This window comes from Saccharothrix syringae, from assembly GCF_009498035.1.
Classification (GTDB): Bacteria; Actinomycetota; Actinomycetes; order Mycobacteriales; family Pseudonocardiaceae; genus Actinosynnema; species Actinosynnema syringae.
The window spans coordinates 9,561,225-9,574,387 of sequence record NZ_CP034550.1; the positions used below are offsets into that span (position 1 = coordinate 9,561,225).

Annotated in this window: 8 protein-coding genes and 1 pseudogene; 2 read left to right on the forward strand and 7 right to left on the reverse strand. The window is 71.8% G+C overall.

All coding sequences use genetic code 11. The annotated features are described in order from the left end of the window. Positions 1-317: 317 nt before the first annotated feature. Positions 318-3,695: a pyruvate carboxylase gene (locus EKG83_RS40185; protein ID WP_033431498.1), complete on the reverse strand. Its 3,378-nt coding sequence runs from the start codon at positions 3,693-3,695 to the stop codon at positions 318-320. Positions 3,696-4,212: 517 nt separating this feature from the next. On the opposite strand from EKG83_RS40185, the gene EKG83_RS40190 reads away from it, so the two are divergent. Then, positions 4,213-5,517: a coiled-coil domain-containing protein gene (locus EKG83_RS40190; protein WP_063741350.1), complete on the forward strand. Its 1,305-nt coding sequence runs from the start codon at positions 4,213-4,215 to the stop codon at positions 5,515-5,517. Between the two features lie 111 nt (positions 5,518-5,628). On the opposite strand, the gene EKG83_RS40195 is transcribed toward EKG83_RS40190, so the two are convergent. The 3 genes and pseudogenes from EKG83_RS40195 to EKG83_RS40205 all read right to left on the reverse strand — a co-directional run bounded on the left by EKG83_RS40195 (position 5,629) and on the right by EKG83_RS40205 (position 10,636). Further along, a complete protein-coding gene (locus EKG83_RS40195; protein WP_153278736.1) occupies positions 5,629-6,444 on the reverse strand; it encodes a hypothetical protein in 816 nt (271 codons plus the stop codon). A gap of 301 nt (positions 6,445-6,745) precedes the next feature. After that, positions 6,746-8,923, reverse strand: a pseudogene (gene recG, locus EKG83_RS40200) (ATP-dependent DNA helicase RecG); the annotation flags it as partial. Between the two features lie 120 nt (positions 8,924-9,043). Continuing rightward, the gene (locus tag EKG83_RS40205) at positions 9,044-10,636 is read right to left on the reverse strand and encodes a DAK2 domain-containing protein (protein ID WP_033431501.1); all 1,593 of its coding nucleotides are present in this window, start codon (positions 10,634-10,636) and stop codon (positions 9,044-9,046) included. Positions 10,637-10,781: 145 nt separating this feature from the next. On the opposite strand from EKG83_RS40205, the gene rpmB reads away from it, so the two are divergent. After that, positions 10,782-10,973 (forward strand): 50S ribosomal protein L28, encoded by a 192-nt coding sequence (gene rpmB, locus EKG83_RS40210; RefSeq protein WP_033431502.1) that lies wholly within the window; start codon positions 10,782-10,784, stop codon positions 10,971-10,973. A 490-nt stretch (positions 10,974-11,463) separates the two neighbouring features. Here the strand turns inward: rpmB and EKG83_RS40215 are convergent, their stop codons facing one another. Genes EKG83_RS40215 through EKG83_RS40225 form a run of 3 tightly spaced genes read right to left on the reverse strand, consistent with a single transcriptional unit; the run spans position 11,464 to position 13,152 of the window. Further along, a complete protein-coding gene (locus EKG83_RS40215) occupies positions 11,464-12,138 on the reverse strand; it encodes a uracil-DNA glycosylase (protein ID WP_153278737.1) in 675 nt (224 codons plus the stop codon). A gap of 14 nt (positions 12,139-12,152) precedes the next feature. Then, positions 12,153-12,674 (reverse strand): gamma carbonic anhydrase family protein, encoded by a 522-nt coding sequence (locus EKG83_RS40220; protein ID WP_033431503.1) that lies wholly within the window; start codon positions 12,672-12,674, stop codon positions 12,153-12,155. A 1-nt stretch (position 12,675) separates the two neighbouring features. Continuing rightward, the gene (locus EKG83_RS40225; protein WP_033431504.1) at positions 12,676-13,152 is read right to left on the reverse strand and encodes a GNAT family N-acetyltransferase; all 477 of its coding nucleotides are present in this window, start codon (positions 13,150-13,152) and stop codon (positions 12,676-12,678) included. Positions 13,153-13,163 lie beyond the last annotated feature (11 nt).

Below are 13,163 nucleotides of genomic sequence, written 5' to 3' on the forward strand. Positions count from 1 at the left end.
ATGGTGTTGACGACACTTCTTCGGCGCACGCCAAAGCGCACGCCCTTGACGGGCGTTCTCACGGATCCCCCCGGTTTGTCCAGGTCAGGCAGGCAGGGATGCCTGCGCGGCGTGAAGCATCGCCGACCTCACAAGGGGTTCACAATAGGCTTTTCGGCTTAAAAACGGACAAATTGTCCCGCCGCAGGACAAAGAAAAATCCCGCTCACCCACCTGGTCGTCCTCGTGTCAGGAAGCAACACGAACAGGGGGTGACGGGAAGGAGTCGCGCGGGGTGCCGGGCCGGGCGCCCGCACGGCGCCCGACCCGGTCCGACCTCACTCCAGCACGATCAGCAGGTCGCCACCCTCCACCTGCTGCACGCCCCGCACCGCGAGGCGCTTGACCCGGCCGGACCTCGGCGCGGTGATCGCCGCCTCCATCTTCATCGCCTCGATGGTCGCCACGGTCTGCCCGGCCTCCACCGAGTCGCCCTCGGCCACGCTCGGCGTCAGCACGCCCGCGAACGGCGCGGCGACGTGGTCGGCGTTGTCCCGGTCGGCCTTCTCCGCCGCGGGCACCTCGGCCGCGATCGACCGGTCGCGCACCTGGATCGGCCGCAGCTGGCCGTTGAGCACCGCCATGACCGTGCGGACGCCCCGCTCGTCGGCCTCGCCGATGGCCTCCAGGCCGATCAGCAGCCGCACGCCCGGCTCCAGGTCGACCTGGTACTCCTCGCCCGGCTTGAGGCCGTAGAAGAAGTCCTTGCTGCCCAGCACGCTGGTGTCGCCGTACGCCTCGCGGTGCGCCCGGAACTCCTTGGTCGGGCCGGGGAACAGCAGGCGGTTGAGCGTGGCGCGGCGGTCGGTCTCCAGGCCCTTCTCGTCCTCCTCGGACAGCTCCGCCACGGCCTTGGGCGCGGGCCGGCCCGCCAGCGCCTTGCTGCGGAACGGCTCCGGCCAGCCGCCGGGCGGGTCGCCCAGCTCGCCGTGCAGGAAGCCGATCACCGAGGCGGGGATGTCGTAGCGGCCCGGGTCGGCCTCGAAGTCCGCGGGCCGGACGCCCGCGCCCACCAGGTGCAGCGCCAGGTCGCCCACGACCTTCGACGACGGCGTCACCTTGACCAGCCGGCCCAGCATCCGGTCGGCCGCGGCGTACATGGCCTCGATCTCCTCGAACTTCTCGCCGAGGCCGAGCGCCACCGCCTGGGTGCGCAGGTTCGACAGCTGCCCGCCGGGGATCTCGTGCGTGTAGACGCGGCCCGTGGGACCGGGGATGCCGGACTCGAACGGCCGGTAGACCTTGCGCACCGCCTCCCAGTACGGCTCCAGGTCGCACACCGCGCGCAGGTCCAGGCCCGTGGCGCGGTCGGTGTGGTCGGTCGCGGCGACGATCGCCGACAGCGGCGGCTGCGAGGTGGTGCCCGCCATCGACGCCACCGCGCCGTCCACCGCGTCCACACCGGACTGGATGGCCGCCAGGTAGGTGGCCAGCTGGCCGCCCGCGGTGTCGTGGGTGTGCAGGTGCACCGGCAGGTCGAACTCCTTGCGCAGCGCCGTCACCAGCCGGGCCGCGGCGGGCGGGCGCAGCAGGCCGGCCATGTCCTTGATCGCGAGCACGTGCGCGCCCGCGCCGACGATCTGCTCGGCCAGCTTGAGGTAGTAGTCGAGGGTGTAGAGGCGTTCCCCGGGGTCGGCCAGGTCGGCGGTGTAGCAGAGCGCGACCTCGGCGACCGCCGTGCCGGTCTCGCGGACCGCCTCGATGGCCGGGCGCATCTGCTCGACGTCGTTGAGGGCGTCGAAGATGCGGAAGATGTCGATGCCGGTCTTGGCGGCCTCGTCGACGAAAGCGCTGGTCACGGCCTCGGGGTACGGCGTGTAGCCGACCGTGTTGCGGCCGCGCAGCAGCATCTGGAGGGTGATGTTCGGCACGGCCTCGCGCAGCGCGGCGAGGCGTTCCCACGGGTCCTCGGCCAGGAAGCGCAGCGCCACGTCGTAGGTCGCGCCGCCCCACGCCTCCAGCGACAGCAGCTGCGGCGCCATGCGGGCCACGTGCGGCGCGACGGCCAGCAGGTCCTTGGTGCGCACGCGGGTGGCCAGCAGCGACTGGTGGGCGTCTCGGAACGTGGTGTCGGTGACGCCGAGGGCCTTGCTCTCCCGCATCCACCGGGCGAAGCCCTCCGGGCCCAGCTCGACCAGCTTCTGCCTCGACCCCGCGGGCGGCTCGGCGCCCAGGTCGACGACCGGCAGCTTCTCCTGCGGGTCGACCGCGGACGGGCGCGGGCCGTTGGGCTTGTTCACCGTGACGTCGGCCAGGTAGGTGAGCATGCGCGTGCCGCGGTCGGCCGGGGTGCGGGCGGTGAGCAGGTGGGGGCGCTTCTCGATGAACGAGGTGGTGACGCGGCCCTCGTAGAAGTCCGGGTCGTCCAGCACCGCCTGGAGGAACGGGATGTTGGTGGACACGCCGCGGATGCGGAACTCCGCCACGGCGCGGCGGGCGCGCGCCACCGCGGCGGAGAACGTGCGGCCGCGGCAGGTGAGCTTGACCAGCATCGAGTCGAAGTGGGCGCTGATGGCCGTGCCCACGCCCGTGGTGCCGCCGTCCAGGCGCACGCCCGAGCCGCCCGGCGAGCGGTAGGCGCTGATCATGCCGGTGTCGGGGCGGAAGCCGTTGGCCGGGTCCTCGGTGGTGATGCGGCACTGCAGGGCGGCGCCGCGCAGGTGCACGGTCTCCTGGCTCAGGCCCAGGTCCGCCAGGGTCTCGCCGCTGGCGATGCGCATCTGGGACTGCACCAGGTCCACGTCGGTCACCTCCTCGGTGACCGTGTGCTCGACCTGGATGCGGGGGTTCATCTCGATGAAGACGTAGTTGCCGTTCGGGTCGAGCAGGAACTCCACGGTGCCGGCGTTGCGGTAGCCGATGTGCCGGGCGAAGCGCACCGCGTCGTCGCAGATGCGTTGACGCAGCTCCGGGTCGAGGTTGGGCGCGGGGGCGATCTCGATGACCTTCTGGTGGCGGCGCTGCACCGAGCAGTCGCGCTCGAACAGGTGCATCACGTCGCCCTCGCCGTCGGCGAGGATCTGGACCTCGATGTGGCGGGGCTCGACGACCGCCTGCTCCAGGAACACGGTCGGGTCGCCGAAGGCGGACTCGGCCTCGCGGGAGGCGGCCTCCAGGGCCTCGCGGAGCGCGCCGCGGTCCTCCACGCGCCGCATGCCGCGGCCACCGCCGCCGGCGACGGCCTTGACGAAGACCGGGAAGTCGATCTCTTCGGCAGCCCGCAGCAGGGCGTCGATGTCGCTGGAGGGCTCGCTGGACCTGAGCACCGGCAGGCCGGCCTCGCGGGCGGCGGCGATGGCGCGGGCCTTGTTGCCGGTCAGCTCCAGCACGTCGGCGGGCGGGCCGATGAACGTGATGCCCGCCTCGGCGCAGGCCCTGGCCAGCTCGGGGTTCTCGGACAGGAAGCCGTAGCCGGGGTAGACCGCGTCGGCGCCCGCCTTGCGGGCGGCCTTGATGATCTCCTCGACGGAGAGGTAGGCCCGGACCGGGTGGCCGGGGTCGCCGATCTCGTAGGACTCGTCGGCCTTCAGCCGGTGCAAGGAGTTGCGGTCCTCGTGGGGGAAGACGGCAACCGTGCCGGCGCCCACTTCGTAGGCAGCGCGAAAGGCCCGGATCGCGATCTCGCCGCGGTTGGCGACGAGGACCTTGCGGAACATGCGGCGTTCCCTCCCGGATACTCGGCGGTGAATCAAGGCACGTTACCTTGCGCGTTCCGCTCCTCGGGAGTTCCGTCTCACGTGACGGACGTCATCGTGATCGATGACTTTCCCGGTCAAGGGCGACGCGACCTGGGACCACGCGTCGGGATTCTCCCTTGTTCGACGGCCCCGCGCAGCCCCTGGGAAGGCGGTACGCGGGTGGCGGCTTGACGTTCCCCGGATCACCCGGCGACCCACCCCGCGGATCACCCGATCGAGACCTTGCTCACCATCGAACACCTGTTCGAGAATGAAGCCATGCAACCGCCACCCGCCCCACCCCCTCGCCGCCCCCTCCACTCCTGCTCCCCCTCACGCTCGGCACCTGACCCATTACGGTCGGTTCGCTACATCGGGTGACCGCAGCCCGTTCCTTCTCGGTAGGGTTGGTCCCATGGCCGGGGCTGAAGGGACTGGGCAGCCTGCTGCCCGCACCCATTTCGACGTCGTTCTGCGCGGGTACAACCAGCGCCAGGTGAACGAGCGCGTGACGCGCCTGGAGTTCGACCTGAAGAACTCCAACAGAGCGCGCGATGCGGCGTCGGCCCAGGTGGCCGAGCTGTCGAAGCTGCTCAACGGCACGCGGGCGGAGCTGGACAAGGTCAAGGCCCAGCTCAACAACCTGGCCAACAGCCCGGTCAACGCGTCCAACGTCACCGAGCGCGTGCGCGTGATGATGTCGCTCGCCGAGGAGGAGATCGCCGACATCCGCAAGGCGGCCCAGGACCAGGCGGCCGCCACCCGTGCCGAGGCCGACCGCGCGGCGGCCGAGGGCCGGGCGGCGCACCAGCGGGCGATGGCCGAGCTGGAGGACCGGCGCCGGCAGTTGGAGGCGGCCCACCAGCAGCGGACCACCGAGCTGGAGCGGCAGTACGGGGAGCGGCGGACCGAGCTGGAGAAGTCGCACGAGGACCTGCGGGCCAAGCTGACCGCCGAGCACGAGGCGCTGATGGCCGAGGCCCGAGCGGACCGCGAGCGGATGACCGCGGAGTTCGAGGCGAAGACCGCGGAGCTGGAGGCGAAGCGGACCGAGCTGGAGCAGAAGTACAAGGGCTACCACGACGACCTGGACAAGGAGTACGACGAGCTGCGCACCAAGCTCCGCCAGGAGCACGAGGTGCACGTGGTCGAGGCCAAGGCGGAGGCGGCGAAGCTCCTCGAAGCCGCCCGGGCGGAGACCGAGAAGCTGCGCGCCGACTCGGAGAAGCAGGTCGCCGAGCTGGAGTCCGAGGCCCTGGCCAAGGCGGAGCAGGCCGTCGCCGACGCCAACGCGCGGGCGGAGCAGACGATCGCCGAGGCCAACGCCCGCGCCGAGAAGACGATCACCGAGGCGGACGAGCACGCCGACCGCCGCACCACCGCGGCCGAGGAGAAGCTGGTCCAGCTGCACTCGCTGCACCGGGAGCTGAGCCGCCAGTTCGCGGCGGCGCAGGAGGCGGTGGCCCACGCGGTCTCCACCCTGACGCCGCTGGAGGGCGACTTGGCCCTGGCCCAGGAGACCTCGGGCACCACTGCGGCCGGCACTACGGAGCCCGGCGCCGAGGCTTCTGCCGCCACCGAGGCGGCCGAGGCGAAGACGGCCGAGATCAAGAAGTCCGAGGTGAAGGCGGTGGGCGCCAAGGCCGAGCCCAAGGCCGAGGTCGGGCCCAAGGCCGAGGCCAAGCCCGGAGCCCAGGCCAAGGCGTCGACCAACGCGGTTGGCGACGCGGCGGGTGGTGCGGCAGGCGACCGGTCCGAGCAGCCGACCACCAAGCTGCCCATCCCCAAGCGGGGCAAGTAGCACCCGGCCCGGGCAGCCCTTCACGAGGAAGCGGCTGCCTGGGGCAACTGCTCCCCGGGTAACTGCTTCCCCGGGCAGCTGCTCTCTGGGCAGCTGCTCTCTGGGCAGCCGCTACCCGGGCAGTTGCTCCGCCGGGACGACCTCCGCCTGGTTCGGCACGGCCACCTCGACCGGCTGCCCCCAGTCGCGGAACCGGGTGGTCGACTGCTTGACCACCTTCCCGTCCAGGGTGAACCGGTACTCGGCCTGCAGCGGCGCGGACGTGTCGTCCACCCACACCGTCGCGTCGATCTTCACGCCGTGGTCGGCCAGCTCGGTGTGTTGCAGTTGGATGTCCTGGTCCTCGATGACCTTCGCCATCTCGAACGCGTTGACCGACACGTCGTACCGGGTCACCGGTTGGCCGTCCAGCTCGGCGGCGCCCTTGCCCACGATCAGCCCCGCCTTGGGCTGGAGGTAGTCCAGCTCGGCGCCCACCATCGCGCTCGGGCCGAACCCGCGCAGCAGGGCGGCCAGCTCGCCGCTGTTGCCGGCCGTGTAGTAGCCCCACTTCTTGCCCGCCGGCATGGGTGCGCCGTCGACCTGCACGTAGGTCCCGGCGGGGACCACGACCAGCGACGTCCGATTGGCTTGTTGACCGCCGGTGGAGATGTTCATCACCATCGACGTGCTCGTCCCGCCGTCGGTGTAGCGCACCGCGCCGTCCACGGTGGTGCGGACCTCCAGGCCCTCGCCGTCGGAGGCGAAGCCCTCGGTGTGGAACGAGGCGGTGGACAGCTCGTCTCGCCGCTGCTCGACGCGTTCGGCCAGCAGTGCCAGTTCACCCTTGGGCGGGGTGGTGGTTGTGGGCGGGGGCCGGTCGTCGGGGGACGCGGTCGAGCAGGCGACCAGCGCCAGCGGGACCAGGGCGAGCAGCAATCGGCGCACGAGTCAGGGTAACCGTCCCGGGGGCGGGCCTCCCGGGGGTGCTCCGGGCTGCTCGCCGGCCACCGGAACCGCGTTCAGGCCCGTTCTCGGCTCACTCGCGCTCCGGCCGCTGGTACCGCGCTCAAGCCTGTCTTCGGCTCACTCGCACCCGGCCACCGGAACCGCGCTCAAGCCTGTCCTCGGCTCACTCGCGCTCCGGCCGCCGGAACCGCGCTCAAGCCTGTCCTCGGCTCACTCGCACCCAGCCGCCGGCACCGCGCTCAAGCCTCCGGACACTGCGCTTCGTCAATCCCCGAGAAGGTCAAGCCTTCTCCAAGTACTCCGCCCGCTCGTCGTCCAGCAACCCGGCCACCAGCGAAGCCAGCCCCGGGTGACCGGACAGGTCGGGATCGCCCTCCACCACCCGCTGCGCCACCACCCGCGCCTCGGCGATCACGTCCTCGTCGCGCAGCAGCGACAGCATCTTCAACCCCGACCGCGTACCCGACTGGGCCGCACCGAGGATGTCGCCCTCCCGCCGCAGCTCCAGGTCGAGCTGCGCCAGCTCGAACCCGTCCAGGGTGGACTCCACCGCCCGCAGCCGGGCCATGGTCGGCGTGCCGTCCGGCATCTCGGTCACCAGCAGGCACAGGCCGGGCGCGCTGCCCCGGCCGACCCGCCCGCGCAGCTGGTGCAGCTGGCTCACGCCGAACCGGTCGGCGTCCATGATGACCATGACCGTGGCGTTCGGCACGTTCACGCCGACCTCGACCACGGTCGTGGCGACCAGCACCTGCACCTCGTTGGCCGCAAACGCCCGCATCACCGCGTCCTTGTCGTCGGGCGCCATCCGGCCGTGCAGGACGTCGATCCGCAGGCCCCGCAGCGGTCCCTCGGCCAGCCGGTTGGCGACGTCCACCACCGCCAGCGGCGGGCGGCGGTCCGAGCCGTCCTCCTTCGGGGGTTCCTCGGCGTCCTCGCCGTCGCCGATGCGCGGGCACACCACGTACACCTGGTGGCCCTTGCGGACCTCCTCGTGGATGCGCTGCCAGGCCCGGTCCAGCCACGCGGGCTTCTCCGCCACCGGCACCACGGACGTGCTGATCGGCGAACGGCCCCGCGGCAGCTCGCGCAGCGCGGACACCTCCAGGTCGCCGTACACCGTCATCGCCACGGTGCGCGGGATCGGGGTGGCCGTCATCACCAGCACGTGCGGGGTGGAGCCGCCGGACCGGGCGCTCAGCGCCGCCCGCTGCTCGACGCCGAACCGGTGCTGCTCGTCCACCACGACCAGGCCCAGGTCGGCGAACTCGACCTTGTCCTGGATCAGGGCGTGGGTGCCGACGACGATCCCGGCCTCGCCGGTCATGATCTCCAGCAGGGCCCGCTTCCGCGCCGCCGCGCCCATCGAGCCGGTCAGCAGCGCCACGCGCGTCGCGTGCTCGGCGCCGCCCAGCTCACCGGCCTGCCCGAGGTCGCCCAGCAGCTCGGCCAGCGACCTGGCGTGCTGCGCGGCCAGCACCTCGGTGGGCGCGAGCATCGCGGCCTGCCGCCCGGCGTCCACGACCTGGAGCATGGCCCGCAGCGCCACCATGGTCTTGCCGGAGCCCACCTCGCCCTGGAGCAGCCGGTTCATCGGGTGCTCGCCGGACAGGTCGGCGGCGATCTGCTCGCCCACCTCGCGCTGGCCTGCGGTCAGCTCGAACGGCAGGCGGGCGTCGAACGCGTCGCGCACCAGGCCCGGCCTGGGCGGGCACGCGGGGGCCGGGCGGGCCGAGGACGACTGGCGGCGCTGGGCCAGGGCCAGCTGCACGGCCATGGCCTCGTCCCACTTCAGGCGCTGCTGCGCCACGGTGATCGCGGCCCAGCCGTCGGGGCGGTGGATGTCGCGGAGGGCCTTCTCCAGGGGGACCAGGCCGCGTTCGCGGCGCAGGTCGTCGGGCAGGGGGTCGACGGTCACGCCGTCCCACACCGCGAGGACCTGCTCGACGCAGTTGGCCACGTGCCAGGACTGGATGCCCTGCGCCGCCGGGTAGACCGGGATGAACGCACCGGCGAACGCGGCCGCGTCCTCGTCGCCTTCCAGGACCTGGTAGTCGGGGTGGGCGAGCTGGAGCTTGCCGTTGAACATGCCCACCTTGCCGGCGAACATGGCCTCGCGGCCGGGCAGCAGCTCGCGCTCGACCTTGCGCGAGCCGCGGCCGAAGAAGACCAGGTGGAGGTCGCTCGAACCGTCGGTGATCACGGCTTCCAGGAGTTCGCCGCTGCGCGACTTCATCCGGCGTTGGCGGGCGCTCTTGACCCTTGCCTGCACGGTGACGTGCTCGCCGAGTTCGAGGCCCTTGATCTCGGTGAGCTGCCCGCGTTCGTCGTAGCGGCGCGGGTAGTGGCGCAGCAGGTCGCCGACGGTGCGCAGGCCCAGGCCGGACTCCAGCGCGTCGGCGCTCTTCTTGCCGAGCACCGGCTCCAGCTTGTCGTCGAAGGTCGTCATCGAGGTCCATTCAACTACTCGGCACCGACAGGGTGGCTGCTCGGTGCTCGGCTGCTCGGCTGCTCGGTTGTTCGGCTGCTGGGTTGTTCGGCTGCTGGGTTGGGCGCTTGGCTGCTGGGTCGGGTGCTCCTACTCGACGCCCACGATGAGGAGCTGGTCCGGTTGGCCGCCCGGGTAGGTGGTCAGCTCGACCTCGGGGTGGGCGGTCCGGAGGTGGTCCTCCAGGGCCCGCTCCAGGTCGGCGGGGGCGTCCCGGCCCAGCAGCACGGTCACCAGTTCGCCGCCGCTGGCCAGCATGCGGTCGACCAGGCGGCACGCCATGGCGCCGACGTCGGCGGCGGGGTCGATGAGGACCACTTCGCCGTCGACCATGCCCAGCAGGTCGCCCGGCCGGCAGCGGCCGACCCAGGTGATGCCCTCGTGCTCGGACACCGCCACCTCGCCGCGTCGGGTGGCGGCGGCGGCTTCGGCCATGGCCACCACGTCGTCGCCCGCGCGCCTGGTCTCCGAGTGCACGGCCAGGGCGGCGAGGGCCTGGACCGGGGAGGAGATCGGGACGACCACCACGTCCTGGCCCGCGGCGATGGCCTGGGCCACGGCGTCGTCCAGCTGGGCGGGGGGTGACGGGTCGCAGGGGAGGACGGTGACGTGCCGTGCCCTGGTGCCGGTGATGGCGGCCAGGAGGTCGTCGGCGGGGTCCAGGACCACGGCGCCCTCGGAGCGGAACAGGTCGGCCGTGCCCGGGCCGGTGACCAGGGCCACCACGGCCCGGTCCCGGGTGAAGCGGGTAGGGGTGGTGGCGGTGAGCTGGTCGGCGAACCTGGCGACGGTGATGCGGTGCGGTCTGCCGGCTTCGATGCCGGCTTCCACCGCCGCGCCGATGTCGTTGCAGTGGACGTGCACGGTCCAGAGGTCGGCGCCGTCGCCCACCACGGAGACGCAGTCGCCCAGGGCTTCCAGGGTGGATTTGAGGCGGGCCACGTCGGGGGTGCCGTCCAGGAGGTACATGACCTCGTACTCGAACTCCGGGGAGCCGGCTTCCCGGGCTGTGGTGAGGGCGTCCCGGGGGGTGGGTGGCTGTGCTGGGGGGTGGCCGGTCGTCAGCTGTGCCGGGGGGCGGCCGGTGATCACGGCGGCGAGGGTGTCCAGGAGGACGACCAGTCCTCGGCCGCCTGCGTCCACCACGCCCGCTTTGGCCAGTACGGCCAGTTGGCGGGGGGTGTCGGCCAGGGCCTCGGTGCCGGCTCGGGCGGCGGCGGTGACGATGTCGGCCAGGTCGTCGGAGGTGCAGTCCCTGGCGGCTTCGGCGGCTGCGTGGAGGACGGAGAGGACGGTGCCGGGGACCGGGGTGGAGACGGCGGCGGTGGCCAGTTCGTCGGCTCTGAGCAGGGCTCGGCGGAGGGAGGTGCCGGTGGCCGTGGCGGCGCCCTGGGCTGCTTCGGCCAGACCCCGGAGGACCTGGGAGAGGATGACGCCGGAGTTGCCCCTGGCGCCGGCCAGGGCGCCCCTGGCCAGGGCGGCCAGGGCGGTGCCCACGGAGTCGGCCGGGGTGCGCAGGAGGGCGTCCAGGGCCGAGCGCATGGTTTGGAGGAGGTTGGTGCCCGTGTCGCCGTCGGGGACGGGGAAGACGTTGATGCGGTCGATGTCCTCCCTGTTGGCGTCCAGGGACCGCACACAGGCGTCCGCCCATTGGCGCACCGCGACCGCATCCAGAGCCCGCATGGCGGGCAGGGTATTCGACCCGGTTTGGAGGCGGTGCGGGCTACCGGTTACCCTGTCTGGGTTGCCATGCCCGGCTGAGGCTTGTGCACGCTTGCGCGCCCGCCGGGGCGTGAGTACCGCTGAGGAAACCTAAGGAGTGGCTGACGTGGCTGCCGTGTGCGACGTCTGTGGCAAGGGGCCGGGCTTCGGCAAGTCGGTCTCGCACTCCCACCGGCGCACCAACCGTCGGTGGAACCCGAACATCCAGACCGTGCGCGCGAAGGTTTCGCCCTCGCAGCGGCAGCGGTTGAACGTGTGCACCTCCTGCCTGAAGGCCGGCAAGGTGGTGCGTGGCTGAGGTCCGCCGTTGGTGGACTTCTTGCTTTTCTCGTTTTAGGCGTGTGAGGGGCCCGGTCACCTGGGGTTGTGCCAGGTGACCGGGCCTCTTGTCGTCCGTGGGCTGCCGAGGGCGGGTACGGGGTGCCAGAGGACGAACCCGCCTGGCCCGGATGGCTTGCTCGGACGCCTGGTGGACGACTTGCGGTGTCCGGGTGGACGTCTGCTGGGTTGCCCTGGGGTGGGGGGTTAAGCGTTGTGTCACTCGAAGGAGTGGCGTGTTGGTGTGGCTGCGCGGGTGGGGGCGAGGCCGGTTGAGCCGTGGGGGTCGTCCGGCTCGATTTGACATGGGGCCCTTACGAGCGCCGGAGGCAGGCCGCAGCCGGCAGGCACGGCGGGGAAGAGCGTCCCGCCGAGCCTGCCGGCTCCGACCAGCCTATGGCACTCGAACCCATGTCAAATCGGGCCTCGTCGGCCGGTGGCTGTTGGGTCCTCGTGGCTGTTGGGCGCTGCTACGGGAGTTTCCAGTCGACCGGGGTGGCGCCCTGTTTGGTCAGGAGGTCGTTGACCTTGCTGAAGGGGCGGGAGCCGAAGAAGCCGCCTGCTGCCGAGAGGGGGCTGGGGTGGACCGACTCGACGCAGGGGAAGGGCTGGAGCAGGGGCTTCAGCGCTCGGGCCTGGCTGCCCCAGAGGATGGCCACCAGTGGGGTGTCCCGTGCCGCCAGGGCCCGGATCGCCTGCTCGGTCACCGGTTCCCAGCCCTTGTTGCGGTGGGAGTTGGACTTGCCCGGTTGGACGGTGAGGGCCCTGTTGAGGAGGAGGACGCCCTGTTCGGTCCACGGGGTCAGGTCGCCGGTGGAGGGCTTGGGGTGACCCAGGTCGGACATGTACTCCTGGTAGATGTTGACCAGGCTCTTCGGGATCGGTCGGGTTTCCGGGGAGACCGAGAAGCTCAGGCCCACGGCGTGGCCGGGGGTCGGGTAGGGGTCCTGGCCCACGATGAGCACCTTGACCGAGTGGAACGGCTGCTGGAAGGCGCGCAGCACGTTCTCGCCGGCGGGCAGGTAGGTGCGGCCGGCGGCCACCTCGGAGCGCAGGAACTCGCCCATCTTGGCGATCTGGTCTGCCACCGGGGCCAGGGCCTGGGCCCAGCCGGCTTCCACGATTTCCTCAAGCGGACGTGCCACGGCGGGACCTTATCTCAGTCCAGGCGGCGGAGTTCCCGGCGGTACCTGGAAATGTTCTCGACGTATTTGTCGACGATGAATTTCCATGCGTTCTCGGGGACCACGTGGCCCTCGCGGACGCGGGCGGGGACGCCCAGGGCCATGGCGCGGGCGGGGATGCGGCCGTCGAAGGAGACGACTGCGCCTGCGCCCACGATGGCGCCTTCCCCGACCGTCGAGCCGTTGAGGACCACCGAGCCCGAGGCGATGAGGCAGTTGTCGGCGATGGTGGCGCCTTCGATGTGGACGTTGTGGCCGATCACGCAGTTCGCGCCGATCAGGGCCGGGTGGACCTCGGTGCAGTGGATGACGGTCCCGTCCTGCACCGAGGTGCGTTCGCCCACTTCCACGCGGCCGTAGTCGCCCCGCAGGACTGCTTGGGGCCAGACGGAGGCGTGCGCGCCCAGGTAGACGTTGCCGATCACGGTGGCGTCGGGGTGCACGTAGGCGTCGGGGTGGATGGTGGGTTCCTGGTCGCCCAGGGCGTAGATCGCCACGTCAGATCCCCAGGTCCTTGGCGAAGCAGAGGCTGTCCGGGTGGTCCCGGTAGACGCCGAAGTTGTCGATGCGGGTGTAGCCGCTGGAGGTGTAGAGGCTGATGGCCTCCGGTTGCCTCGTGCCGGTTTCCAGGACCATGCGCTTGCGGCCCTGGGCCCTGGCCTCGTCCTCCAGGGCCGCGAGCAGGCGCCTCGCCAGGCCCCGGCCCCTCAGGGCGTCCGCGACGTACATGCGCTTGATCTCGGCGTCGCCGGGGCGCAGGGAGTGCTGCGCCTCGTCGTGGGCGCGCCAGCCGCCGCAGGCCACGGGGACGTCGTCCACGTAGCCGACCAGGAAGTGACCCCGGGGCGCGGCGAACTGCGCCGGGTCCACCGGCGTGATGTCGCCGTCGCCGTAGCGGGTCACGTAGACCTGCTGGAGTTCGGCGATGAGCTTGGCCGAGTCCGGATGGTCATACGCGAGCGTGCATAGTTCCACGGTTCCAGGCT

Bases quoted from the DNA above. Each gene is read 5' to 3' on its own strand.
- EKG83_RS40185 (WP_033431498.1), bottom strand. From the start codon at position 3,695: ATGTTCCGCAAGGTCCTCGTCGCCAACCGCGGCGAGATCGCGATCCGG.
- EKG83_RS40205 (WP_033431501.1), bottom strand. From the start codon at position 10,636: ATGCGGGCTCTGGATGCGGTCGCGGTGCGCCAATGGGCGGACGCCTGT.